The sequence below is a fragment of the Oricola sp. genome, from assembly GCF_965230365.1.
Lineage (GTDB): Bacteria > Pseudomonadota > Alphaproteobacteria > Rhizobiales > Rhizobiaceae > Oricola.
The window spans coordinates 1,821,728-1,845,640 of record NZ_OZ246003.1 but is presented as its reverse complement, the minus strand read 5'-3'; the positions used below and the strand labels follow the sequence as shown (position 1 = coordinate 1,845,640).

At 64.0% G+C, this 23,913-nt stretch carries 22 protein-coding genes and 1 pseudogene; 7 read left to right on the top strand and 16 right to left on the bottom strand.

Features of this window, described 5'->3' with window-relative positions; all coding sequences use genetic code 11:
* Window positions 1-72: 72 nt before the first annotated feature.
* Complete coding sequence (locus tag ACO06R_RS08855; RefSeq protein ID WP_421858648.1) at window positions 73-1,254, top strand: thiolase family protein; 1,182 nt, start codon at window positions 73-75, stop codon at window positions 1,252-1,254.
* 55 nt (window positions 1,255-1,309) lie between these two features.
* Window positions 1,310-2,074 (top strand): SDR family NAD(P)-dependent oxidoreductase, encoded by a 765-nt coding sequence (locus tag ACO06R_RS08850; protein ID WP_421858646.1) that lies wholly within the window; start codon window positions 1,310-1,312, stop codon window positions 2,072-2,074.
* 16 nt (window positions 2,075-2,090) lie between these two features.
* Here ACO06R_RS08850 and ACO06R_RS08845 read toward each other — a convergent pair whose 3' ends face one another.
* The 4 genes from ACO06R_RS08845 to ACO06R_RS08830 form a co-directional block, all read right to left on the bottom strand.
* Window positions 2,091-3,140, bottom strand: a complete 1,050-nt coding sequence (locus ACO06R_RS08845; protein WP_421858643.1) for a cell wall hydrolase — start codon at window positions 3,138-3,140, stop codon at window positions 2,091-2,093.
* A gap of 366 nt (window positions 3,141-3,506) precedes the next feature.
* Window positions 3,507-4,382, bottom strand: a complete 876-nt coding sequence (locus tag ACO06R_RS08840) for an alpha/beta hydrolase family protein (RefSeq protein ID WP_421858641.1) — start codon at window positions 4,380-4,382, stop codon at window positions 3,507-3,509.
* Between the two features lie 33 nt (window positions 4,383-4,415).
* The gene (locus tag ACO06R_RS08835; RefSeq protein WP_421858639.1) at window positions 4,416-5,462 is read right to left on the bottom strand and encodes an alpha/beta hydrolase; all 1,047 of its coding nucleotides are present in this window, start codon (window positions 5,460-5,462) and stop codon (window positions 4,416-4,418) included.
* A 30-nt stretch (window positions 5,463-5,492) separates the two neighbouring features.
* A complete protein-coding gene (locus ACO06R_RS08830; RefSeq protein ID WP_421858637.1) occupies window positions 5,493-6,389 on the bottom strand; it encodes an alpha/beta hydrolase family protein in 897 nt (298 codons plus the stop codon).
* Window positions 6,390-6,556: 167 nt separating this feature from the next.
* On the opposite strand from ACO06R_RS08830, the gene ACO06R_RS08825 reads away from it, so the two are divergent.
* Window positions 6,557-7,141 carry a TetR/AcrR family transcriptional regulator gene (locus ACO06R_RS08825; protein WP_421858634.1) on the top strand — a complete coding sequence of 195 codons (585 nt, stop codon included), beginning with the start codon at window positions 6,557-6,559 and terminating at the stop codon, window positions 7,139-7,141.
* Between the two features lie 764 nt (window positions 7,142-7,905).
* On the opposite strand, the pseudogene ACO06R_RS08820 reads toward ACO06R_RS08825, so the two are convergent.
* From ACO06R_RS08820 to ACO06R_RS08780, 9 genes and pseudogenes are all read right to left on the bottom strand, one after another.
* Window positions 7,906-8,034, bottom strand: a pseudogene (locus tag ACO06R_RS08820) (protein sbm); the annotation flags it as partial.
* Window positions 8,035-8,056: 22 nt separating this feature from the next.
* The gene (locus ACO06R_RS08815) at window positions 8,057-8,887 is read right to left on the bottom strand and encodes an SAM-dependent methyltransferase (RefSeq protein WP_421858632.1); all 831 of its coding nucleotides are present in this window, start codon (window positions 8,885-8,887) and stop codon (window positions 8,057-8,059) included.
* A 123-nt stretch (window positions 8,888-9,010) separates the two neighbouring features.
* The gene (gene scpA, locus ACO06R_RS08810) at window positions 9,011-11,149 is read right to left on the bottom strand and encodes a methylmalonyl-CoA mutase (RefSeq protein WP_421858630.1); all 2,139 of its coding nucleotides are present in this window, start codon (window positions 11,147-11,149) and stop codon (window positions 9,011-9,013) included.
* Window positions 11,146-13,236 (bottom strand): acetyl-CoA carboxylase biotin carboxylase subunit, encoded by a 2,091-nt coding sequence (locus tag ACO06R_RS08805; RefSeq protein ID WP_421858627.1) that lies wholly within the window; start codon window positions 13,234-13,236, stop codon window positions 11,146-11,148. The genes scpA and ACO06R_RS08805 overlap by 4 nt, the downstream gene beginning before the upstream one ends.
* Before the next feature lie 98 nt (window positions 13,237-13,334).
* Window positions 13,335-13,682, bottom strand: a complete 348-nt coding sequence (locus ACO06R_RS08800; protein WP_421858624.1) for an endonuclease domain-containing protein — start codon at window positions 13,680-13,682, stop codon at window positions 13,335-13,337.
* 93 nt (window positions 13,683-13,775) lie between these two features.
* The gene (locus ACO06R_RS08795; protein WP_421858621.1) at window positions 13,776-14,153 is read right to left on the bottom strand and encodes a hypothetical protein; all 378 of its coding nucleotides are present in this window, start codon (window positions 14,151-14,153) and stop codon (window positions 13,776-13,778) included.
* On the bottom strand, window positions 14,153-15,067 hold the full coding sequence (yghU, locus tag ACO06R_RS08790; protein ID WP_421858619.1) for a glutathione-dependent disulfide-bond oxidoreductase: 915 nt from the start codon (window positions 15,065-15,067) through the stop codon (window positions 14,153-14,155). The genes ACO06R_RS08795 and yghU overlap by 1 nt, the downstream gene beginning before the upstream one ends.
* A gap of 152 nt (window positions 15,068-15,219) precedes the next feature.
* Entirely contained in the window at window positions 15,220-16,752 is a 1,533-nt protein-coding gene (locus tag ACO06R_RS08785) for an acyl-CoA carboxylase subunit beta (protein WP_421858616.1), read from the bottom strand.
* A complete protein-coding gene (locus ACO06R_RS08780) occupies window positions 16,752-17,330 on the bottom strand; it encodes a biotin transporter BioY (RefSeq protein ID WP_421858613.1) in 579 nt (192 codons plus the stop codon). Before ACO06R_RS08780 ends, ACO06R_RS08785 begins: the two co-directional genes overlap by 1 nt.
* Window positions 17,331-17,456: 126 nt before the next feature.
* Between ACO06R_RS08780 and ACO06R_RS08775 the strand changes: the two genes are divergently transcribed.
* From ACO06R_RS08775 to ACO06R_RS08765, 3 genes are all read left to right on the top strand, one after another.
* Window positions 17,457-18,875, top strand: coding sequence for a helix-turn-helix domain-containing protein (locus ACO06R_RS08775; protein ID WP_421858610.1), 1,419 nt, complete (start codon window positions 17,457-17,459; stop codon window positions 18,873-18,875).
* A 120-nt stretch (window positions 18,876-18,995) separates the two neighbouring features.
* Window positions 18,996-19,964, top strand: a complete 969-nt coding sequence (locus ACO06R_RS08770; protein WP_421858607.1) for a D-2-hydroxyacid dehydrogenase — start codon at window positions 18,996-18,998, stop codon at window positions 19,962-19,964.
* A gap of 12 nt (window positions 19,965-19,976) precedes the next feature.
* On the top strand, window positions 19,977-20,252 hold the full coding sequence (locus ACO06R_RS08765; protein WP_421858604.1) for a hypothetical protein: 276 nt from the start codon (window positions 19,977-19,979) through the stop codon (window positions 20,250-20,252).
* 15 nt (window positions 20,253-20,267) lie between these two features.
* Here ACO06R_RS08765 and ACO06R_RS08760 read toward each other — a convergent pair whose 3' ends face one another.
* Complete coding sequence (locus ACO06R_RS08760; protein WP_421858601.1) at window positions 20,268-21,221, bottom strand: NAD(P)-dependent alcohol dehydrogenase; 954 nt, start codon at window positions 21,219-21,221, stop codon at window positions 20,268-20,270.
* 242 nt (window positions 21,222-21,463) lie between these two features.
* On the opposite strand from ACO06R_RS08760, the gene ACO06R_RS08755 reads away from it, so the two are divergent.
* On the top strand, window positions 21,464-22,024 hold the full coding sequence (locus ACO06R_RS08755) for a hypothetical protein (RefSeq protein ID WP_421858598.1): 561 nt from the start codon (window positions 21,464-21,466) through the stop codon (window positions 22,022-22,024).
* A 14-nt stretch (window positions 22,025-22,038) separates the two neighbouring features.
* Here the strand turns inward: ACO06R_RS08755 and ACO06R_RS08750 are convergent, their stop codons facing one another.
* Window positions 22,039-23,070: a helix-turn-helix domain-containing protein gene (locus ACO06R_RS08750; RefSeq protein WP_421858595.1), complete on the bottom strand. Its 1,032-nt coding sequence runs from the start codon at window positions 23,068-23,070 to the stop codon at window positions 22,039-22,041.
* Window positions 23,071-23,156: 86 nt separating this feature from the next.
* Window positions 23,157-23,717, bottom strand: coding sequence for a TetR/AcrR family transcriptional regulator (locus tag ACO06R_RS08745; RefSeq protein WP_421858592.1), 561 nt, complete (start codon window positions 23,715-23,717; stop codon window positions 23,157-23,159).
* Window positions 23,718-23,913: the final 196 nt, after the last annotated feature.

Here is a 23,913-nt window from a genome sequence, read left to right as displayed (position 1 = left end):
ACAAACGGCACTGGCGCAAACCCGGCGACCCGTCTAGAAACGCGGTCCGGAGGACTGAGCGGAGGAGCACAGATGGCCGACAATATCGTCATCGCCGGCGCGGCGCGGACCGCCATGGGATCGATGCTCGGCGACTTCGCCGACGTTACGGCAAGTGCGCTTGGTGGTGTCGCCATCAAGGCCGCGCTCGAAAACGCCGCGCTCGGTGCAGACGGCGTCGATGAATTGCTGATGGGAAACGTACTCGGCGCCGGACAAGGCCAGGCCCCGGCCCGACAGGCCGGGTTCCTTGGCGGATTATCCAGCAGCGTTCCGGCGGTCACGCTCAACAAGATGTGCGGCTCCGGCATGAAAGCCGTGATGATGGCGCACGACCAGCTCCTTACGGGCAATGGCGCGGTGCTGGTCGCCGGCGGCATGGAATCCATGACGAATGCGCCGCATCTGCTTGCCGGCGCGCGCAGCGGCGTGCGCATGGGGCACACCGCGGTGATCGACCACATGATGCGCGACGGGCTTGAGGATGCCTACGACACCGGCAGGGCGATGGGGACGTTCGCCGAGGATTGCGCAGAGAAGTACCAGTTCACCCGCGAGGCGCAGGATGCCTACGCACTGGAGTCGCTCGCCCGCGCCCAGAACGCCAACGCCGACGGACGGCTTGCCGGCGAGATCGCGCCGGTCACCGTCAAGCACCGCAAGGGCGAGCGGGTCGTGACCGAAGACGAACTGCCCAAACAGGCACGGCCGGACAAGATCCCGCATCTGAAACCCGCCTTCAGGCAGGGCGGCACGGTGACGGCGGCCAATGCCTCGTCGATCTCCGACGGCGCCGCTGCCCTGGTGCTGATGCGCGAGAGCGAGGCGAAGGCCCGCGGCGCGACCATCCGCGCGCGTATCCTCGGCCATGCCAGCCACGCCCAGGAGCCGGGCTGGTTTACCACCGCCCCCGTCCCGGCCATGCGCCGTGTGCTCGACAGAGCCGGATGGAGCGTCAGCGATGTCGATCTCTGGGAGGTCAACGAAGCCTTCGCAGTGGTGCCTATGACGGCGATGGCCGAGATCGGCATGGACCATGACCGGCTCAATGTGCATGGCGGCGCCTGTGCGCTCGGCCATCCGATCGGCGCATCGGGGGCGCGTATCATCGTCACGCTTCTCAACGCTCTGGAGACCCACGACAAGGCGACCGGCATCGCGTCGCTGTGCATCGGCGGCGGCGAAGGCACGGCCATCGCCATCGAACGCATCTGAACCGAGCGGTACCGGCACCGCGAGCATCGACAGCGAACAAGAAAGAGGGACAGCCATGAAACTCGACTCCTCCGTCAGCGCCATCGTTACCGGCGGCGCCTCCGGCCTCGGCGCGGCAACTGCCAAGGCATTGGCCAAGAAGGGCTGCCGGGTCGCGTTGTTCGATCTGAACGACAGCGCCGCCGAGAAGCGGGCGGCGAAATCGGGCGCGGTGTTCTTTCGTGTCGACGTATCGGATCCGGAAAGCGTGCAGCAGGGGTTCGAGAATGCACGCCAGATCAACGGACAGGAACGCATCATCGTCAACTGCGCCGGCATCGCGCCGGCCGCCAAGACGGTGTCGCGCGGCCAGCCACATGATCCGGCGCAGTTCGCCAAGACCGTCGCCGTCAACCTGTTCGGCACGTTCAACTGTGCGGCGGTGGCCGCGGCCGGCATGACGGCAACCGAACCGCTTGCCAGCGGCGAGCGCGGCGTGATCATCAACACCGCGTCGGTGGCCGCTTTCGACGGCCAGATCGGCCAGATCGCCTACTCCGCCTCCAAGGCCGGCGTGGCCGGCATGACCCTTCCGATGGCCCGCGACCTTGCCCAGCACGGCATCCGCGTGGTGACGATCGCCCCGGGCATTTTCAAGACGCCGATGGTCGCCGGCATGCCGCAAGATGTGCAAGACGCGCTTGGCGCGCAAGTGCCCTTCCCGTCACGCCTCGGCGACCCTGCAGAATACGCCGCGCTGGCACTGCATATCTGTGAGAACCAGATGCTGAACGGTGAAACGATCCGCCTCGATGGCGCGATCCGCATGGCACCGCGCTAGAGTGCGGTCAGGCCGATTACTGCCAGCCGCCCTTGCGGGTGGTGAAAAAGTGATGCTCGCCGATCGAGGCGGTTTTAATCATGCGGTTGGCCCAGCGCGGGCGGACGTAGTCGGCGAAGTAATGGGTTGATGCGCCGACCTTGGCGATGAAAATCTCGCCTGCGGTCACCTTGCGCGCGATCTTCTGCGCTTTCTCATAGGCGCGCCGTGCGCGGATCTTTTCGGCGACGCCATCGCAAGCGAACGAGAACTGGCAGCGGTTGCGCAGATTGGCGTTCTGATAGACCACACCGCAAATCGTGTCGGGATAGGCCGGGTTACGCACCCGGTTGAGGATGACCTGCGCCACTGCGGCCTGGCCTTCCTTGGATTCGCCACGTGCCTCGAAATAGATGGCGGTGGCGAGACAACGCTGTTCCTTGACGGTCGTGACCGTTGCCGGCAAAGGCCGGCTCATCCACTTGTGGTCGCCTTTGCGCAGCGGTCGCACGGCGGCGATTTCCAGCCCTTCGACCACCGGATCGGCGATCAGCGGCGACCAGATCAGCTGGCGCGGCGCATCGGGCGCATAGGCAACCCGGTGGGCGACGGTTCCGCCATGGGTAACGAATTCTTCCGGCACAGCCGGTGCGCCTGCGAACCGGCCGCGTTGCTCATCGATTGGAAAGCCGCGCACGACCGCAAGATCCGGATTGCCCGGCCCTGCAAAGGGATCGGCGGGCAGCGCCCGGCGGAACACCCACCAGCGCCCGATCTTGGCGGGGTCATACGTGATACGCGGCTGACGCGCCGCATCCGGATTGGGGGCGACAGGCCTCGCGCTCTTGGCGTCACGGTTGACGCGCGGCTGATCGCCCGGCGACTGCATGATCGCCCCGCCCTGCGGCATCAGCCGGATGTCGGTCAATTCACCATTGATCGAGCGGGTCCATTCGATGGCGCTGTGTTCGGGAAGCGCGGCCTGGGTCGGCACCGAAATGTTGGCAAACATCGCAATAAGCGGCAGACCCGCGAAGCGGAACCCCCGTTGCACATGCTGCATCACTTCCATTCGGTTAAGCCGCACTACCCCTCCGTTCGGCCCGGTCATAAACCATTAACCCTAACAAACGCCTAAATCCCAGAAATGTGAAGGGTTTGGCGAAAATGAGGCAAACTGCGGCCGATTCCGCCACAAATGCCTTCGGAGGGTATTTTGTCGTATGATTCCGACGAAAAAAACCAGTCTTGTCCGTGCGATATGAAGATTTGTTCCCATCAGCTCAATCGCGGCCGGACCTCCCTCGGCCAACGAACTTGGCCGCATTCCGGTCAAGACCGCTATTGCCTTGGTAGCAGGCCGAGGCGCTTGCAACGGCTGCATCTTCCCCTCTCCGACTGAAAGCCGACATACTGCACGGCGCGCGGCCCGAAGGCCGCGCGCCACAGTCTGTCAGAGGTACTTGTCGAACCAGGCCCGCACGTCGGCCGGATGCGTGCCGACCCAGTCGTAAGCGGCGAACCGGCTCTTTTCCAGATCGAGCATCTTCAGCTCTTTTTCGACCGTCAGTCCGTTGTAATAGCCTTCGACCATCGGCAGTTGGGTCCACGGGTCGTTCTCGTTCTGAATGACCAGCGTCGGAACATTGATCTTGGGTGTGTGGTCGACGAAGTTCGGTTCGGCGAGATCGAAGCCGAGACGCTCTTTCGTCACCCGGGCACCGGCGCGCTGCAGGAATCCCGGCATGCCAAGCGCGTCGACAAAACAGCTGTAGAGCAGCGGTTGCACCGCCACCAGCGCCTTGACCTTGTCGCGCTTGGCCATGCCGTCTTCCAAACCATAGGCATAGGTGGTCGCGCCCGAGCCCATGCAGATCGACAAGAGGCCGATCGAGGCATTGGCGAATTCCGACCGGCCCGAGATGTAGTCGACTGCGCCGAGCACGTCCTTGGCCTCTTCCGGGCCCCAGCTCACCCACGGTTTCGGGCCGAGATCGCTCTCGCCGTGGCCGCGAAAGTCGTACATCAGGAAGGAATAGCCATTGTCGGCGAAGTGCTTGGCCTGGCGCAGGAACTTGATGTCCTCCTTCCACGGCCTGATCGGGCCCTTGCCCTGCGGGCTCCAGCCGCCGCGATTGCACTGCACGCCAAAATGGCTCTCGACGATCACCCTGTCGGTGCCGCCGTTGATTAGCCAGCCGCGCAGCGTCGTGCCATCGGTTGCAGGGAATTCCACACGTTCGTAGTCGAGGTCCCAGTTCTCCGGCTTGTCGAACAGCGGAGACTGGTAGGGCTTGACCATCATGTTGGAGACCATATTGCCGAACATGACCGTTCCTTTCTTGCATGTTCGCTGGCCGATTCAGATAAAGCGGGCGAACGCGTTGTAGAGATCTATTTCAAACCGGGCAGTCAGGTTGGTACCCGGCACATTGTCAAAGCCGTGAATGGCGCCCGGATAGATGATGAACTCGACCGGCACCCGTTCGCGCGTCAGGCGCAGCGCGTAATCGGCGTCCTCTTCCAGGAACAGGTCCAGCGCCCCGACGATCATGAAGGCTGGCGGCAGACCGGCAAGCGCCGCCGCGTGGGTCGGCGAGAAATGGCCTATGCGCGCGTCATCGAGCCCATAGCCGCCCCGGTAGGAGGCCCAGCCATAGCGATTAGTCTGCCGTCCCCAGACGAACTCACCGGTCGCCAGATTGTTGACCGGCGCGGCCGTTGTCGCGGTGCGGTGGTCGAGCATCGGATAGATCGGGAACTGCGCCCTGACCGGCATTTCGCCGCGGTCGCGCGCATAGAGCGCCAGCGCCGCGCATAATCCGCCGCCGGCGCTGTGGCCCATGATCGAGATACGGTCCGGGTCGATGCCCAAGTCCGCGGCCCGGGCGTGGGTCCACGAGAGCGCGTCATGGCAGTCTTCCAGCGGACCCGGAAACGGCGTGTCGGGGGCCAGCCGGTATTCGACGCTGACCACCACCGCCCCGGACTTGTCGGCCATATCATGACAATAGCCATGCATCTGGCCGGCGGTGCCCACGACATAGCCACCTCCATGAATGTAGAGGATGGCGGGCGCCGGGTCGGCCTTCGGTGCCGACGGCCGATAGACATAGACCTCCGCGGCGCGGCCGGCGATATCGAAGTGCTCGTAGACCGGATCGGTGCGGCCGATCGCCGGCGAGGCGGCGACCACTTCGCGGATTTGCGGCAGGATCGCATCGCTCAGTTCGGCCGGCAGCATCTGCTGCGCGAATGCGCGGTATTGCGGATCGACCAGATCGAGTGTCGTGTCGGCTATTCCCGCGGCGGGCGCCGCCGTCTTGGCGCGCACCGCAACGGCGGGCATGACGCCCGCCACCGCGCCAAACGCGCCCAGCTTCAACAGATTTCGTCGATTGGAAATCACTTCGACTACTCCGATTTTGGCGTTTGATTCCTACAGATGCGCGTCGTACCAGGCGACCATCTCGGCCGGCTTCTGGCTGAAGTAACGATAGCCCTCGTAGCGAACTGGCCTGCCTTCTATCCACATCAGCTTCTTGTCGGAGTTCGGCAGACGTTCGACGATGCCCTCGGCGTCCGACGGCTTGGTCGTCATGTCGTCCTTGACCTGCACCAACATGGTCGGAACCTTGACCGCGTGGGCCCGCGCAATGGCGTTGGAATCGGTGTGGCGGAAGCTGGAGTAGTAGCTGTAGCGCTCGTTGAAACGCTCCACCGCGTTCTCGACGCCGTTGTCGATAAGGGCCCTTTCGATAAATGGCGCTGCCGACAGCGGCTGCAACGCGATCATGCAGAAGATGTGCTCGAACTCTTCGGGGTGCTTTTCCATGGCAATAAAGGTCGAGTTACAGCCCATGCACAGCGAATGCAGCGCCACCTTCGCGTTCGGCCAGCGGTCTTTCGCGTAACGCACCGAGCCGATCACGTCGCGCCATTCGATCGCGCCGACGCCGGTGATGCTTCCCGCGCCGTCGGCCGAATGGCCATGCCCGCGCAGATCGTAGGCGAGCACGCTGTAGCCGGCTTCGACCAGTGCCTTGTAGGCGGGAATAAAGTTCACCTCGAAACCGCCCGATCCCGTCCACGGCTCCAGATGGCCGGCATAGCCGTAGCGGTTGGCGCCGATTAAGTGGTTGCAGATTATGAGCTTGTCTGAGCCTTCCGCCGGCATGAACCAGCCGTCCAGCATCACCCCGTCCATCGCCGGAAAGAACACGTCCTCATAGTCCATGCCGTGATCGGACGGGCGCCGCAGGATCGGCGTGCGGAACGAGTAGCTGACCCCCTTGGCGAGTTGGTCTATCAGCGCGTCTTCTTGTGCCTTGTCCATGCTGTTTCCTTTCTCTGTTGCGCGTGCAATCGACCTCGGGTTGCCCTCAAAACGGTTCGCGCCCGGCTTCGATTTCACGTACCTTACAATTTGATCCTATTTGTATGTTTGTAGTTTACAAGATTCAACTCCTTGTCAAGCTGGAAATCGTGATCTAATGGCCGCCGATGAACCGATTCGAAGCCGCGCCGACCGACACCAAAAAGAGAATCATCGATGCCGCGATCCAGACCTTTGTGCGTTACGGCACGCGCAAGGCCGCGATGTCGGATATCGCGTCAGCCGCCCGGCTTTCACGGCAAACCATCTACGACCTGTTCGGCAGCAAGGAAGACCTGATACGCGCCTGCATTCGCGCAGTCACCGACCGCAACCTGGCGCAGGTGCAAGCGCGCCTGCCGGAGCACGGCACGCTGGCGGAACAGCTGGACATCTATTTCGCCGAGACCGTGGCCAAGGGTTTCGAACTGTTGCAGGGCGCGGGCGACTTCGAAGACCTGATCGCCGGCCACAACGAGGCCGGCAAGGACCAAATTGCCCGCTCACATGCGCGCCATGAGGAACTGGTCGCCGGACTGCTCGCGCCTTATGCCGAAAGCCTGCGCGCAAGCGGCCTCAGCGTCGGCCAGCAGGCGCATTTCATCGTGACCGTGGCGATGGGCCTGAAATACAACGCCAAAAACCGTGAAGATCTGGACGCGCTTTTGGGCGCGCTGAAGCTTAGCTGCCTTTCAATGACCGGCAACCGCTGAGGGCTGGCCGGCCGCGGTGTGTTTGAACACGGCGCGTACGATCGCCGCCGCGTCCCGTTTCCGAGACCGGATTGCTGAAAGACTTTTTCCTGCTCGCGATAAGCTTTCCGGTCTGGCTGCGCCAGCCGAGGCATCGCGAGTGGAAGACGGGCGGTCAAAGCATCGCAACGTCTTAGAAGTATAGCGATCCTCGGACCGCCCGCTCGGTGGTCTTGCAGCTTCGGTCGGCGGCCCGGAACAAAAGTCCGGGAAAACAGGACTGCGCGCGCCGCTTCATGCCGCCCCGGCGTGGGGGTTCATCACCCAGGTGAGTTACCTGACACGACCGCCGGCCCTTCTCGTTCGATCCGGGCGTTCGTCGCTCCAATCGACAACTCGTTGCCGATGGACCGACCAGCGGTCGCGCACTCCTCACCCAACCGGGCACCGTCCCTCTTCCGGGTGGTCGGTTCTAGACCCGGCTTCCAAAAGAAGGCGGGACAATCATAAGAGAGGCTTCGATGCGTTGCATGAGTTTTACGGCGCGCGCGGCCCATGCGATTGGATTTGTTCGATAAACGCCGAAACAGGCGAAAAATTCATGCAACGGGCGGGGTCTCGTTTCTCCCCCGCAAGGGGGGAGAGCGGGAACCGCTTCATGCCGCCCTGCCGCGGATGCGGGCGTTCCGTGAACGACCGCAGACGGATGAGGGGGCGTCGATGACGCTCCCCCTCACTTGCGATTTCGTACCGCGCCTGCTCGCCACCTCCAGCGCCATAACCTCGACAATACTCGCCGCATCCAGCACATTGGAGCCGGGGCCGAAGATTTCGGCAACACCAGCGGCGCGCAGATCCGCGTAATCCTGTTCGGGGATGACGCCGTCGCAGTCGACGATGATGTCGCGCGCGCCGGCGGCTCCTCCCCTCACCGCCCTATCCTTTTCGCGCCAGCATCAGCACCGGGGCGATGGCGCCCTTGGCAATGTTTGCCGCCATGTTTGCGACCTTCACGCCAGCGTCCTTGCCCATCACGATGTGCAGCCCCAATGGCGGCGGGCCGCTTTCGGCCATCCGCGCCTTCATCCTGGCGAAGAACTCCAGCCCGAGTTCCTTCTTCGGCTCGGCGCTCTGCACCGACAGATCCGCCTTCTCTATCGCCTCCCGGTATGCGGCGACCGGCGCCACGAAGGATGTGCTCTCGTCCTGCGCCCAAGCGACCGGGTAGTCCAGCGTTTCGTCGCCGACCCGCATAACGTCATAGACAGCCAACAGGCCGCCGGGCTTCAGGACCCGGCCGATCTCTGCGAACAGAGCGTCCTTGTCCTCGATGTTCATGCCGACGTGAAACTGGCTCACCCGGTCGAAGCCGCAATCGCCGAGCGGCAGATTCAGGGCGCTGGCCCGCAACAGCCGCACCTTGTCGCCGAGGCCCACCTCGCGCGTCAATGCGTTGCCGACTTCGACATACTCCTGCGTCAGGTCGATCCCCTCGACGTCGACGCCGTAGCGCGTGGCCATGAAGCGCGCCGATCCGCCGAGACCGCAGCCGACGTCGAGAACCTTCAGCCCGGGCGCCAGTTCCATGCGTTCGCAGACCATCTCGGTCGCCGGACGGCCGCCGATATGGAACTCGTCCACGCCCGCCAATTGGTCGACCGGCGCTGCCTCCGACACGGCCTGCATTTTCGCCCAGCCGGCCTCGATCGCCGCCTGTAATGCCCCGTTGGTGTAGTGTTCAGCCACTCTTGTTTCGGTCGCCGTCATCGCAAGACCCTCCTTTCGGTTGCACGTTTCGGTCCGAATAATGCGTAGGGATGGCCGCGAGGCACGGCTACTTCCTGCAGCTGAGCCTGTTCGCCGGCGTGCCGGCGGCGGAATAGGCGGGCGCTACCGGTTCCTCCTCACCCCCTCCACCTGCGCCAGCACGGCGTTGGCGGCGTCGAGCACATTGGAGCCGGGGCCGAAGATTTCGGCGACGCCGGCGGCGCGCAGATCCGCATAATCCTGTTCGGGGATGACCCCGCCGCACACGACGATGATGTCGCCGCCGCCGGTGGCCCTGAGCGTCTCGATCAGTTCGGGCACCAGCGTCTTGTGGCCGGCGGCAAGCGACGACACGCCGATGACGTCGACACCCATGGCAATCGCCTTTTGGGCGACCTCGCCCGGCGTCTCGAACATCTCCGACAAATCGACCCGAAAGCCCATGTCGGCGAAGGCGGTGGCGATCACCTTGGCGCCGCGGTCATGGCCGTCCTGGCCCATCTTGGCGACAAGGATGTGCGGGCTGTCGCCGCGCGCGGTCTTGAAATCGGCGATCTTGGCGCGGATCGCCTTGTATTCCGGGTCGCCGGCGTAAGCGTCGGAATAGACGCCGGAGATGACGCGGGTGACCGCGTGGTGGCGCGAGAAGGCGCGCTCCATCGCGTCCGAAATCTCGCCCAGCGTGGCCCGCGCCCGCGCCGCTGTCACAGCGGCCTCCAGCAAATTGCCCTCGCCTGACGACGCGACCTTTTCCAGCGCCTCGAGCGCTGCGGTACAAGCCGCCTTGTCGCGTGTCGCGCGCACCTTGTCGAGCCGCGCCACCTGGGCGGAGCGCACCCTGGCATTGTCGATCTGCAGGATATCGATCGCCGGCTCGTCGGCCAGCCGGAACTTGTTGACGCCGACGATCACCTCCTCGCCGCGGTCGATGCGCGCCTGCTTGCGCGCCGCCGCCTCCTCGATGCGCATCTTCGGCAGGCCCTCGGTGACGGCCCTGGTCATGCCGCCCAGCGCCTCGACCTCGCCGATCAGTTCCCACGCCTTGTCGGCCAGTTCCTTCGTCAGCGCCTCGACATAATAGGAGCCGCCGAGCGGATCGACGACATTGGCCACACCTGTCTCGTGTTCGAGGATCAGCTGGGTGTTGCGGGCGATGCGGGCGGAAAAATCGGTCGGCAGCGCCAGCGCCTCGTCAAACGAATTGGTGTGCAGCGACTGGGTGCCGCCGAGGATCGCCGACATCGCCTCGAACGCCGTGCGCACGACATTGTTGTACGGGTCCTGCTCGGTCAGCGACACGCCGGAAGTCTGGCAGTGGGTGCGCAGCATCTTCGAGCGTTCGGACTTGGCGCCGAAATCGGTCATGATCTTCGCCCACATCTGGCGGGCGGCGCGCAGCTTCGCCGCCTCCATGAAGAAGTTCATGCCGATGCAGAAGAAGAAGGACAGCCGGCCGGCGAAGGCGTCGACATCGAGCCCCTTCGACATCGCGGCGCGGACATATTCCATGCCGTCGGCGAGCGTGTAGGCAAGCTCCTGGGCGAGCGTCGCGCCGGCCTCCTGCATGTGGTAGCCGGAAATCGAGATGGAGTTGAACTTCGGCATCTCGCGCGCCGTGTAGTCGATGATGTCGGCGACGATGCGCATCGAGGCGTCCGGCGGGTAGATATAGGTGTTGCGGACCATGAACTCCTTGAGGATGTCGTTCTGCACCGTGCCGGTCAGGTCCTTGCGGGCCACACCCTGCTCCTCGCCGGCGACGATGAACATGGCGAGCACCGGGATGATGGCGCCGTTCATGGTCATCGAGACGGACATCTCGCCAAGCGGGATGCCGTCGAACAGGATCTTCATGTCTTCCACGCTGTCGATGGCGACACCGGCGGCCCCGACATCGCCGGCCACCCGCGGATGATCGCTGTCATAGCCGCGGTGGGTCGCCAGATCGAAGGCGACGGACAGGCCCTTCTGGCCGGCGGCGAGGTTGCGGCGGTAGAAGGCGTTCGATTCCTCGGCGGTCGAGAAACCGGCATATTGGCGGATCGTCCACGGCCGGCCGGCATACATGGTGGCGCGCACGCCGCGCGTGAACGGCGCGAAGCCGGGCAGTTCGGCCGCCACGCCGTCGGGCATGTCGTCGGCGGTATAGAGCGGGGCAACCGTGATGCCCTCCGGCGTCTGCCAGTTCAGTTCGGCGGGATCGCGGCCCTTCATTTCCTTGGAGGCGAGATCCAGCCAGTCGCGTTTGGTCTTCTCGGTCATGTTTCGAACTCCATGATCACCGCGTCGACGGCGAGCGAATCGCCGACCTCGACCGGGATCGCGGCGATGCGGCCGGCCTTTTCGGCGCGCAGCACGTTCTCCATCTTCATCGCTTCGATAATGGCGAGCGGCTGGCCTTCCTGCACGTCGTCGCCTTCGGCGACATTCAATGCGACCACCAGGCCAGGCATCGGGCAGAGCAGCATGTTGGACGTGTCGGGCGGCAGTTTTTCCGGCATCAGCGCGGCCAGCCGCGCCACATGCGGGGCCATCACCTGCACCTTCAGATCGGCACCGCGATAGCGGATGCGGAAGCCGCCGGGCAGCGGCGCGATCTTCATGGCGGCGATCTCGTGCCAGTGGCCGTCGCCGGTCTCGGCGAAGATGCGGGCGACCCGGCCGCCCGGCCGCCATGCGATCTGGTAGTTGCGCGCCTCGTCCTCGTCACCGAAGGTCAGCCACACCGGATCGCCGAAGTCGCCGACGGGTGCCGACGTCAGGTCGTCAATATCGTAGAAGCCGCTGGTCGCGTCCTCATCGATGGCGATCTCGAACTCCTCGTCGGCAAGCCGCACCACGAAGGGCGTTTCGGCGGGTTCGCTGCGGCTGCCCTGCGCCATGCGGCCGGAAATGAAACTGTCGCGGCGACGTGTCATCCAGCCGGCCATTGCCGATACGGCCGCGACGAGCCGCAGCGCCTCGCCATCGAGCGTCGCGCCGGCAAAGCCGTCCGGATATTCCTCGGCGATGAAAGCCGTGGTGATGCGGCCCGATTGAAAGCGCGGATGGTCCATCACCGCCGACAGGAACGGCAAATTGTGGCCGATGCCCTCGACCTCGAATTCGTCCAGCGCCTCGCGCATGGCTTCCACGGCGCTGTCGCGGCTCTCGCCCCAGGTGCACAATTTGGCGATCATCGGATCGTAGAACATCGAGATCTCACCGCCCTCGAAGACGCCGGTGTCGTTGCGCACCACCGTGCCGTCGGGCCGCGTGCCCTCCTCCGGCGGCCTGTAGCGGGTCAGGCGGCCGATCGACGGCAGGAAGTTGCGGTAAGGGTCTTCGGCATAGAGCCGGCTCTCGACCGCCCAGCCATTCAGCTTGATATCGGACTGGGCAAGCGCCAGCCGCTCGCCGGCGGCGACCCGGATCATCTGCTCGACCAGATCGACGCCGGTGATCAGTTCGGTGACCGGGTGCTCGACCTGCAAGCGGGTGTTCATTTCCAGGAAGTAGAAATTGCGGTCGCGGTCGACGATGAATTCGACCGTGCCGGCCGACGCGTAGCCGACCGCCCTGGCGAGCGCGACGGCCTGCACGCCCATCGCCTGGCGGGTCGCGGTGTCGAGGAACGGGGACGGCGCCTCCTCGATCACCTTCTGGTTGCGGCGTTGGATCGAGCATTCGCGCTCGCCAAGATAGACCGCGTCGCCATGCTGATCGGCCAGCACCTGGATCTCGATGTGGCGCGGCTCGGTGACGAATTTCTCGATGAAGATGCGGTCGTCGCCGAACGACGACGCGGCCTCCGACTTGGAGCGTTCGAAGCCCTCGCGCGCCTCGTCGTCGGTCCAGGCGATGCGCATGCCCTTGCCGCCACCGCCAGCCGACGCCTTGATCATGACGGGATAGCCGATCTCGGTGGCGATCCGCACCGCATGCTCTGCGTCGTCGATCAGGCCCATGTAACCGGGCACGGTCGACACGCCGGCTTCGGCTGCGATCTTCTTCGACGTGATCTTGTCGCCCATCGCCTCGATAGCGTTCGGCGGCGGGCCGATGAAGGTGATGCCCTCGGCCTTCAGCCGCTCGGCGAATTCGGCGCGTTCGGACAGGAAGCCGTAGCCCGGATGCACCGCATCGGCCCCCGTTTCCTTGCAGGCCTCGATGATCCTGTCGATCACCAGATAACTTTCGGCCGCCGCCGGCGGACCGATGAACACTGCCTCGTCGGCCATTTCGGTGTGCAGCGCGTTGCGGTCTGCCTCCGAAAACACGGCGACCGTGCCAATGCCGAGGCGCTTGGCGGTCTTGAAGACACGGCAGGCGATCTCGCCCCGGTTCGCGACAAGAATCTTAGAGAACATGACGCGCTCCCTCTCTCCCCGCGAGGGAGAGAAAGCGATTTCGACGGCTTAGCCGAGCAATGCGAAGGCTAAACGTCTGAAATCGCAAGAGAGGGGGTTTAACGCTTCCCCGCCTCGATGGTCCGTTGTGCGACCTCATCCTCATTCTCCAGTATGTCCTCGTTCCGGAACCGGATCGTCCGGTATCCTCTTTCTTTGAAGTATCGATCACGCACAGCATCACGTATCGACCCTTCATGCAGCCATCCATCGGCCTCGACGATCAGCTTGCTGCCATGGCAAACGAAATCGCAGACATATGGCCCGAGCGGCTCCTGCCGCCTGAACTTCATTCCTTGCAAACGCTTCGCCCGAAGCATCTGCCAAAGCGCGTATTCTGCATCGGTCGGGTCCTTGCGCATCGATCTGGCAAAGCCCCTGAGCCTGTTTCGCGCCTTGTCCTCCACCTTCGTCCCCCTCTCTTGCAAAAGCTAAGGACTTGGCCATGCCAAGCCCAAGCTTTTGCTTTCTCCCCCTCCAAGGGGGAGAGTCGGACCGCGTCACACCTCCAGCACATCCTCGAACGCCGCAGGGAAACTTGCCCGCGCGACGCTCTCATCAATTCTCAGCATGGCCTCGTAAGAGGCCGCATCAAATGGGTTTTCCGCAGCGACAACCTCGCGGCCGAACAACCATGACAGCCGTCCGGCATCGAGATTGCCGCGTTCGAAAGGTTCGTCGCCGAAATGATGCCAGAGCGCGTGCAGGAAGGCGGTGTCGGCGAGCGTGTCTACGGGCGTGCGGTCATGCCGCCGCTCGCGCCTGACGATCGGCGTCACCCCCTTCGGATTGGCGCGCCGAATGGTGAATTGCAGCCCGGTGCCCGGCAAGCCGGACGGAAAGCCGCGATGCTTCACCATGTCGGGCAATTTCGGCATTATTCGGCAGCCTCCAGCTTGTCCTGGGTGCGCGTTTCGAAGTCCGAAGCATCGTGGCGCTCGTGCAACTGTTCGGACAGATCGCCGAACGCCTTGTTGACCATCTTGCCGCGCGCGACGGCGGGACGGGTGTCGATCATCTCGGTCCAGCGGATGACGTTCTTGTAGATCCCCACATCGAGGAATTCGCCGGCATTGTAGGCGCCGCCCTGCACGGTACGGCCATACCAGGGAAAGATCAGCATGTCGGCGATGGTGTACTCGTCGCCAGCGATGTATTCGGTCTTCGCCAGTTGCTGGTCGAGCACGTCAAGCTGGCGCTTGACCTCCATGGCGTAGCGGTCGATCGCATACTGGATCTTCATCGGCGCATAGGCATAGAAATGGCCGAAACCGCCGCCCAGAAACGGCGCGGAGCCCATCTGCCAGAAGGCCCAGTTCATCACCTCGGCGCGCTTGCGCGGATCGGTCGGCAGGAACGCACCGAACTTCTCGGCCAGATACATCATCATCGAGCCGGATTCGAACAGCCGAACCGGCGCACCGCCGTCGCGCGGCGCGTGATCGGCCATCGCCGGGATCTTGGAATTCGGGTTGATGTCGACGAAACCGGAGCCGAACTGGTCGCCCTCATTGATGCGGATCAGCCAGGCGTCGTATTCGGCCTCCGAATGGCCGGCTTCCAGCAGTTCCTCAAAGAGGATCGTCACTTTGACGCCGTTCGGCGTGGCCAGCGAGTAGAGCTGGTGCGGATGCTTGCCGACCGGCAGTTCGCGCTCGAACTGCGCGCCGGCGGTCGGCTTGTTGATCGAGGCGAAGGCGCCGCCGGATTCAGCATCGAAGGTCCACACCTTTGGCGGCACATAGCCGGCGGGGAGATTGTTCTCGGGCGGAAACTTGTTTTCGTCAGTCATGGGGGTGATCCTTTGTGGCGGGGTTATCCCGACCGCATATAGGCAGTCGTTCCGCTGCGTTGCAGTAAACTCATCGTCATTCGATTACCGCAGCCTTGCAGGGCCAAACAAATCTTCCAGCCATCCTTCCTGACACAAACACCCACTTCCACTCACAACGGTATGTTGTCGTGCTTCTTGGCCGGGGCTTGCGCCTGCTTGCCCTTCAGCAACTCGAAGGCCCGCGCCACGCGCCGCCGTGTCGAATGCGGCATGATCACCTCGTCGATAAAGCCGCGTTCGGCGGCGATGAACGGATTGGCGAAACGGTCCTCATATTCCTTTGTGCGCGCTGCGATCTTGTCGGGATCGCCAAGTTCGGACCGGTAGAGGATTTCGGCCGCCCCCTTGGCCCCCATCACCGCGATCTGCGCGGTCGGCCAAGCATAGTTCATGTCGGCGCGGATGTGTTTCGACGCCATCACGTCATAGGCCCCGCCATAGGCCTTGCGGGTGATTACGGTGACCTTCGGCACGGTCGCCTGGGCATAGGCAAACAAGAGCTTGGCGCCATGCTTGATGATGCCGCCATATTCCTGCGCGGTGCCCGGCAGGAAGCCCGGCACGTCGACAAAGGTCAGGATCGGAATGTTGAAGGCGTCGCAGAAGCGGACGAACCGCCCGGCCTTCTTGGAAGCGTCGATGTCGAGACAGCCAGCCAGCACCATCGGCTGGTTGGCGACCACGCCGACGGTCGAGCCGTTGAGCCGGATGAAGCCACACAGGATGTTGCCGGCATGGTCCTTCTGGATCTCGAAGAAGGAACCTTCGTCGGCGACCTTGGTGACCACCTCGTGCATGTCGTAGGGCTTGTTGGCATCGGCCGGCACCAGCGTGTCGAGGCTCATCTCCAGCCGGTCGCCGGGATCGGCGGTCGGGAGGACCGGCGCGGTCTCGCGGTTCGATGACGGCAGGAAATCGACCATGCGGCGCACTTCCAGAAGCGCCTCGACATCGTTTTCGTAAGCGCCGTCGGCGACCGAGGATTTCTTCGAATGGGTCGACGCGCCGCCCAGCTCCTCCGCCGTGACGATCTCGTTGGTCACCGTCTTCACCACATCCGGACCGGTGACGAACATGTAGCTCGTGTCCTTGACCATGAAGATGAAGTCGGTCATCGCCGGCGAATAGACCGCACCGCCGGCACACGGCCCCATGATGACGGAAATCTGCGGGATGACGCCCGACGCCTGGGCGTTGCGCCAGAACACCTCGGCATAACCGCCGAGGGAAGCGACACCCTCCTGAATGCGCGCGCCGCCGGAATCGTTGAGACCGATCAGCGGCACGCCGTTCTGCATGGCCAAGTCCATGACTTTGCAGATTTTCTCGGCATGCGTCTCCGACAGCGAGCCGCCGAACACGGTGAAGTCCTGGCTGAACACATAAACCGGGCGGCCATTGATCGTGCCCCAGCCCGTGACCACGCCATCGCCGGGAACCTTCTGCTCGGCCATGCCGAAATCGGTGCAGCGATGCGCCTTGTAGGTGTCGTATTCTTCAAACGAATCTTCGTCGAGCAGCACTTCAAGCCGTTCGCGCGCTGTCAGCTTGCCCTTGGCATGCTGCGCATCGATGCGCTTCTGGCCGCCGCCGAGACGGGCTTCGGCGCGGTGCTGTTCGAGTTGTTCCAATATGTCCTGCATCAGGCGATCCCGCGGTTCTTCAGAAATGTCCAAGCGGCCGGGAAGACCAGCGCCGCCAGGCCGGCTTTCAGCAGATCACCATAGAGGAACGGGGTCAAACCCCAGGCGATGACCGGCTTGTCCCAGCCGACAAGCGCGCCGAGCCACAACAGGCCGGGAATGTGGATCACCGCCGTGGCGACGAGCGCGGCAAGAAAGGACGTTGCGATGCGCCGGTCGAAGCCGCGCTCGGCAAGCAGGCCCGCGACGAAGGCGGCGGCGACAAAACCGATCAAATAGCCGCCGGTCGGTCCGGCCATGTAGGCAAGGCCGAGGCCCTTTTCCGGCGTACCGGTGAACACCGGCAGCCCGGCCGCGCCTTGCGCCAGATATAACGTCACCGTGAGAGCACCCAGACGCGATCCGAGCGCCAGGCCAAGCCCGATAACGACGAAGGTCTGCATGGTCAGCGGCACGGGAAAGAACGGGATCGCGATCTTCGCCGAGATAGTGAGCAGCAGAGACCCGGCGAAGACGGCAAGTGCTGCCGGTAACAACGCGTGATGTCGGTCGCCGGCGACGGCGGTATGGAGCGTCATGGATGTCCTCCCGGTTGGGTATCGATCCGGGTACCGCGTTTGGGTATCGCGCAACAGGGTTGAAATAGCGACAAAGCAGATTTAGTAAAACAATAAATAGCAAACTGCGAAATTGTGAAAAAACAGATGCGCGCACGCAAGGTCTTCGCCGGACGGAAAATCCGCAGCATCCGCCAGCAGCACGGCCTGACCCAGGCCGCCTTTGCCGGCCAGCTTGGCATATCGACGAGCTATCTCAACCAGCTGGAAAACAACCAGCGCCATGTCACCGCGCCAGTGCTGCTGGCGCTGGCCGATGTGTTTGCCGTCGACATCAAGGATCTGTCCGGAAACGAGGACGACCGGCTGCTGGCCGACCTGTCGGAGGCTTTCGCCGATCCGCTTTTCACCGGCGACACGCCGCCCGGCCCGGACCTCAAGCTCGTGGTTCAGAACACACCGGCGGTGGCGCATGCCTTCCTGTCGATGCACCAGGCGCTGCGCCGTGCCGGCGAACGACTGGCCGAACTCGACGACACGCTGGAGCGCACCGGGGCGCAGACCGACCCGACCCCCTATGAGGAGGTGCGCGACTTCTTCCATTACATCGACAACTATGTCGACGCGCTGGATACCGAAGCCGAGAAACTGGCCGCGACGCTCTCCGGCCCGCCTGGCGAGAAAGCGCGCGCACTGGCCGACCACATCGATAAGGCGCATGGCGTGCGCGTCGTCTTCGGCGGTACGGCGGCCGGCGACGGCGCATTGCGCCGCTTCGACGCGGCAAGCCGCGTGCTGTCGCTCAATCCGCGCCTGCCGCAGCCGAGCCTCGCCTTCCACATCGCCCACCAGATCGCGCTGATCGCTCATTCCGGCGAGATCGACGCGATCACCACCAAGGCGGGATTCCGCTCCGCCGATGCCGCCGCCGTCTGCCGCATCGGGCTTGCCAACTACTTCGCCGGCGCGACGCTGCTGCCCTATGGCGCCTTCCTTGAGACGGCGCGCGCGCTACGCCACGATCTGGAACTCATCGCCGAGCGCTTCGGCGCGTCCATCGAACAGGTCGCACATCGCCTGTCGACCCTGCAGCGGCCGGGGCTGAAGGGCGTGCCGTTCTTCTTTGCCCGCGTCGACCAGGCCGGCAACATCACCAAGCGCCACTCCGCGACCAAGTTGCAATTCGCCCGTTTCGGCTCCGCCTGCCCTTTGTGGAACGTGCACACCGCCTTCGAGACGCCGAACCGGATTATCAGGCAACTGGCCGAAACCCCTGACGGGATTCGCTATTTGTGTCTGGCGACGACCGTGACGAAATCCGGCGGCGGCTTCGCCAAGCCGGTGCAACGCTATGCGCTGGCGCTTGGGTGCGAGGTGCGGCACGCCGCCGAACTCGTCTATGCCGACGACCTCGACACCGCGCGCGACGGCGCCTATGCGCCAATCGGCATTTCCTGCCGGCTGTGCGAGCGCCATCACTGCCACCAGCGCGCCGTGCCGCCGCTCAAACACGCGCTGTTCATCGATGAAGCCGCGCGCGACACGGTGCCGTTCGGATTCGAGTAGCAGGCAGTCAGCCAGCGCGCGTTCCATCAGGAATCTGTCGCAAGCGCCCAGCCCGCCGCTTGCATATGACCCTGCGTGATCCTACCGCTGACTGCACCCCTGAAAACGGGAGGCATCGCCATGCCCGACAACCAAGCGCGCAAGCGGCTTTTGCTGCTGCACTACATGAGCGACTTTGCGCGTTTCCGCGACCGCTTCGATGCGGCCGGCGATGACATCGAAATCGTCTGGTGCGAGGATCAGGACCAACTGGAAGCGGAAATCGGCGACGCCGACGCGGTCGCCATCACCCAGCTTTCGCCGGAAGCCTTCGCCCGCGCCGCAAATCTGGAATGGATCCATTGCTGGTCGGCCGGCCCTGACAAGCTGCTGACGCCGGAGATCGCCGCAAGTCCGATCCCGGTGACATCGAGCAAGGGCAATGGCGCGATACCGCTTGCCGAACATGCGGTCACGCTGATGAAAATGCTGCAACGCGATGCGCCGCGCTGGCTTCGCGCACAGGCCGAGCGCCACTGGGAGGGTTTCGGCGACGGTGGCGAGTTGCACGGCAAGACCGTGACAATCGTCGGGCTCGGACATTCCGGTAAGCATCTCGCCAAGATCGCCAAGGGCTTCGACATGCGCGTCACCGGCGTGCGGCGCAGGCCGAATCCTGTCGATCATGTCGACCGCGTCCATAGTCCTTCGCAGTTGCCGGAAGCGGTCGCCGCTGCCGACTTCGTCGTCGTGACCGCACCGCTGACGGCCGGGACACGCGGCATGTTCGACGCCGCAGTTTTCGCCGCGATGAAGCCGACGGCCTTCTATATCAACTTTTCGCGCGGCGAGATCGCGCGCGACGACGCATTGCTGCATGCCTTGCGCAACGGCGTGATCGCCGGTGCCGGCCTCGACGCCCACAGCGTCGAGCCGCTGCCGCCAGACAGCCCGTTCTGGGACCTTCCCAACACGATCATCACACCGCATCATGGTGCGGCATCGCCGGAGACGCATGAGCGCTCCGCCGCCATCTTCGAGCGCGAATTGCGCGCCTATGCCGCCGGCGCGCCGTTCATCAACACGGTCGACAAGGCCGCCGGCTACTGACGGGAGGCCGCCATGCGCGATAACGAGATCGTCTTTTCGGCCCGTATCCTGCGCAAACAGCCGGACCTGCCGCGCTACATCGTGATCGCACCGGGTATCCTGCCGCAAAGCAATGGGTCGTTTTCAGCGCAAGTCAGCCTCAACGGTTGCCCGCCTTTCGGACGTACCATCCGTCCCTGGCGAAAGGGCTCGGACGTGTACTTTTTCAACCTCACCGAGCCGCAATGCAGGAAGGCTGGTGCCGACACCGGAGACGAGTGTGAGGTGATTGTTCGTCTTCAAAGTTAGGGCCAAGGCCCGAAACTACGGCCTGATCACCAGCTTGCCTTTCACAGCGCCCTCGCCCGTGCGCCTGAGCGCCTCCGGCACCGCCTCGAGCGGCAACACATCTTCGATATGCGGCGCGATCTTCCCCTCGACGGCCATCTGCGCGACGCGGGTGGTCAGGTCGCGCCCGGACGGCACCAACAGCATGCCAATCGACTTGCCGGCCAGCCTGTACGGCTGATTGGCTGCCAGAAGCGACAACAGCACGCCGACACCGCCGCCGACGGCCCGGTACCATCCCCCCGGCGACAGCGCCCGCGACACGGCGAACGGCCCGCGCGTCGCCACCATGTCGAGAATGCGGTCCCATGTCTCGCCGGTGCGGGCAAAGTCGATCTGGCGGTAATCGACCACCGCATCCGCGCCGAGCGACTCGAGCCATCCGGTCTTGCCCGCATTGTCGACCGCCGTCACCCGCGCGCCCGCCGTCTTCGCCAGTTGAAGCGCCATGGTGCCCGAGCCGCCGCCTGCCCCGTTGATCAGGACATTGTCGCCGGATTGCACGTCCCGCGTGCCCCAGACCGCGATCCCGCCGGCTTGCGGCAGGCAGGCGGCGATCTCGTCGGACAGCGTATCGGGAACCGCGACCGCGTGCTCGACCGGCACGATGGCGTATTCGGCAAAGCCGCGCTGGGTCATGACGAAATCGCCCATGATCCGCTGTCCGGCTTCGAACCCGGTGACGCCCGCGCCGAGCTTGTCGACCACGCCGACGATGTCGGAGCCGCAAACCGGCCGTTTCGGACGGCGGTAGCCGCCAACCATGCGCGCATAGAAGGGCGAACCGACAAGCCCCTCCCAGTCGGACAGATTGACGGCGCAGGCACGGACCTTGACGCGCACTTCGCCCTCGCCCGGTTCCGGCATCGGAAGATCGACCAGGCTGAGTTCCTCCGGCCCGCCATAGCGGTAAAAGGCGACGGCTTTCATGACGGCTCCTGGCGCACGGCTTCGGGACAGGTTTTTCAGATCAGCAGATTACAGCGATTTCATCGAAGGAGGGCAACCGCCAGATTTTCCGTCACTGAATCAGTGTTATCCGGTTCTACCCGGGTTCGAAATCGCGTTTTCGGACGTCCGGAAACGCGTATCGCGGCGCAATAAGGCGCCAGCCTGTCCATCTCGGTCCCGTCATCGCCGCTTCCCGCGGCCCAACAACGAGGACCCGGACAATGCAATCCCGCCTGAACGAACGCTTGCGTGCAACGCTTCTGACCGCCGGCATACTGATCGGCCTGCCGCTTGCCTGCAGCACCCAATCGAGGACCGAGCCGCCAAAGGCGACCGAACCGCTGATGACCCGTGACGGGCTGGTGATCCCCGCCGGCGCGCATGGCGTCGTGTCCGTACCGTATGTGCGCGTCGGCATGCTGATGCACCTGAAAGGCATGCAGGGTCACGGCAAAGCGGTCCTGCGGCATCGCCGGCCCGGCACCTGCCTGGAGATCGACCTGAAGTTTATCGCCGGCAGTTTCGACGGCAACGATATCGGCGTGCACGATGGCGGTTCGGTCACCATGATCATCCGCAGCCCGCGCGTCGCCCGGCGGCTGGCACGCGGCTACGAGATCGTCAGCGACGAGATCCGGGTCTCGGAACGGCCGGCCGCCGCGTTCGCCGATATCGTCCTGGAAGAAGGACTGGCCCGTCACGAGGGGTTTATTCTCAATCCCAAGGGGTCCTGGCTGTTCAACATCTTCCGCCCGCTCGGACGGTCCGTGGCGTGCCGTTGACCGCCGCCGGCTCTTCAGCGTGTTTCTGCTGCCCGGAAGGCGGTCGGGGTCTGTCCGGTCACACGGCGAAACTCGCTGTTGAAGCTCGATTTCGTCGTGAAGCCGGACGCGAATATGATCTCGGTGACCGGCAGGTCGCTCTCCGCCAAGAGCGCCTTGGCGCGCGCCACGCGGTGGCCGTTGACGTAGCGCGAAAAGTTTTCGCCGGTCATCCGGTTGACCGCATTCGAGACATCGCGCGCCGGCAACGCAAGCCGACGCGCCACCCGCGCCAGGGTCAGGTTGCTGTCGGTGAAAAGAGCCGTTTCCTCCATCAGCGTATCGAGCCGCTCCATCACCGTGCGGTGCTCGTCGCTGGGCGGTGATGGAGCAGCGCCGCCGCTACCCGCATCGTGCACCGCAGGGGCACGCAGAGCCAGCGGCAGCCCGATCAATGCGGTCACCACAACCATGGCTACGAAAACGCCGGACGCACCGGCGATCACGGACGGCAGCACGTCATTGCCGAGGCGAAGTACCGCAAAGAAGATCACGACGTCGCTGGCGATCATCAGCGCAGCCAGCATGATTGTCGCCCAAAGCGCACCGCGAACATGGCCGAAGCGCGCCGCGGACACATGCATGAACGCATCCGGTCCATGTTGCGCCAGACGCACCATGCCGACCACATAGACCGCCGCGACACCGGGCACAGCCACGTCAGCGAGGAACGGAACGCCGAACACACAAAGCGCTGTCAGGATGGCAATCGGAAGCGCATGCACCAGCAACAGCCGGCGCAGATCCGGCCCGTTTTCCTGGGTAAGCGCACGAAAACCGAGAAAGGCAAGCGGCATTGGCGTCAGCGCCAACGCCAGCTGCGCGGTCCTCGCCCAACTTACGCCGTAGCCGAGCCTCAATCCAAGCAGCAAGCCGGCCAGCCCCAGCACGATGAGGAAACCCGCCAGAAGATAGCGCGCCGCACGCGGCATGCCGGGGCTGCGCAAAAGCGTCAGCGCCGCGATCGCCGCAAGCAGGCTCACCATCCATGGCAATGGCACGAGCATCGGTGTCGTTCCCCCTCGAATTTCACGCCTTCAATAGGCCGCGCCTTGCAGCAAGGAAAGCGCGGACTTGCGCAGGGGCAGCAAGGTCAGTCCAGCGCAGCGGCTATCAATATCTGCGCCGCTGCCTTTGCGTCGCTGGCCGGGTGCGCCTCATGGCCAAGATGGGCGGTCACGATCGCCCCTTCCTTCAAAAGCAAGAGGGCGCGCGCCAGCGCCGCCGGGTCAGGGGCGCCCGCTGCCGCCGCGATCTTCTCGGTTTCCACGAACAACAATCGCTTGTGTTCGGCCGATTGCGCGTGGATCGGATGCGCCGGGTCCGGAAACTCCGACGACGCCTTGATGAACATGCAGGATCGATACCCCGGTTCGTCGAACCACTCACCGAGCGCGTCGAACATGGCGAGCAACTGGCCGCGCGGCGTTGTCACCTCGGCCATCCGCCGGAACAGCCAGCCGCGAAACCGTTCGTCGCGCAACCGAAGAACGGCCAGGATCAGCTCTTCCTTCGAGCGGAAATGCTTGAACATGGTGGTTTTGGAAATACCGGTTTCGGCCGCGAGCAGATCCATGCCCGAGGCGTGGAATCCGTCCCGGTAGAAGATCTCGAGCGCCTTGCGCACAAGTTCGTCGCGCTTGCTGGGTCTCATGAATCGCTTCTTTCTGAACTGTTCAGTGCATTTATAGGTCGCGTGAAAGAAATTTTCAATCGAACGATTTCACAGTTTTTCAAGCAGTTAGCAAATTCTATAGTGGGTTTCGCAGGAGTACCCCTAAATTTAGCAGTTGCGTATATGAACCGATCTGTTAGCTATCCAACAAGTAAATGAACAGATCGGTAAATAT

Coding starts and splice junctions, on each gene's coding strand:
- ACO06R_RS08855 (WP_421858648.1), top strand. CDS start 73: ATGGCCGACAATATCGTCATCGCCGGCGCGGCGCGGACCGCCATGGGA.
- ACO06R_RS08755 (WP_421858598.1), top strand. CDS start 21,464: ATGCAATCCCGCCTGAACGAACGCTTGCGTGCAACGCTTCTGACCGCC.
- ACO06R_RS08770 (WP_421858607.1), top strand. CDS start 18,996: ATGCCCGACAACCAAGCGCGCAAGCGGCTTTTGCTGCTGCACTACATG.
- ACO06R_RS08745 (WP_421858592.1), bottom strand. CDS start 23,717: ATGAGACCCAGCAAGCGCGACGAACTTGTGCGCAAGGCGCTCGAGATC.
- ACO06R_RS08750 (WP_421858595.1), bottom strand. CDS start 23,070: ATGCTCGTGCCATTGCCATGGATGGTGAGCCTGCTTGCGGCGATCGCG.
- ACO06R_RS08775 (WP_421858610.1), top strand. CDS start 17,457: ATGCGCGCACGCAAGGTCTTCGCCGGACGGAAAATCCGCAGCATCCGC.
- ACO06R_RS08850 (WP_421858646.1), top strand. CDS start 1,310: ATGAAACTCGACTCCTCCGTCAGCGCCATCGTTACCGGCGGCGCCTCC.
- ACO06R_RS08785 (WP_421858616.1), bottom strand. CDS start 16,752: ATGCAGGACATATTGGAACAACTCGAACAGCACCGCGCCGAAGCCCGT.
- scpA (WP_421858630.1), bottom strand. CDS start 11,149: ATGACCGAGAAGACCAAACGCGACTGGCTGGATCTCGCCTCCAAGGAA.
- ACO06R_RS08760 (WP_421858601.1), bottom strand. CDS start 21,221: ATGAAAGCCGTCGCCTTTTACCGCTATGGCGGGCCGGAGGAACTCAGC.
- ACO06R_RS08805 (WP_421858627.1), bottom strand. CDS start 13,236: ATGTTCTCTAAGATTCTTGTCGCGAACCGGGGCGAGATCGCCTGCCGT.
- ACO06R_RS08825 (WP_421858634.1), top strand. CDS start 6,557: ATGAACCGATTCGAAGCCGCGCCGACCGACACCAAAAAGAGAATCATC.
- ACO06R_RS08765 (WP_421858604.1), top strand. CDS start 19,977: ATGCGCGATAACGAGATCGTCTTTTCGGCCCGTATCCTGCGCAAACAG.
- ACO06R_RS08830 (WP_421858637.1), bottom strand. CDS start 6,389: ATGGACAAGGCACAAGAAGACGCGCTGATAGACCAACTCGCCAAGGGG.
- ACO06R_RS08840 (WP_421858641.1), bottom strand. CDS start 4,382: ATGTTCGGCAATATGGTCTCCAACATGATGGTCAAGCCCTACCAGTCT.
- yghU (WP_421858619.1), bottom strand. CDS start 15,067: ATGACTGACGAAAACAAGTTTCCGCCCGAGAACAATCTCCCCGCCGGC.
- ACO06R_RS08780 (WP_421858613.1), bottom strand. CDS start 17,330: ATGACGCTCCATACCGCCGTCGCCGGCGACCGACATCACGCGTTGTTA.
- ACO06R_RS08815 (WP_421858632.1), bottom strand. CDS start 8,887: ATGACGGCGACCGAAACAAGAGTGGCTGAACACTACACCAACGGGGCA.
- ACO06R_RS08795 (WP_421858621.1), bottom strand. CDS start 14,153: ATGCCGAAATTGCCCGACATGGTGAAGCATCGCGGCTTTCCGTCCGGC.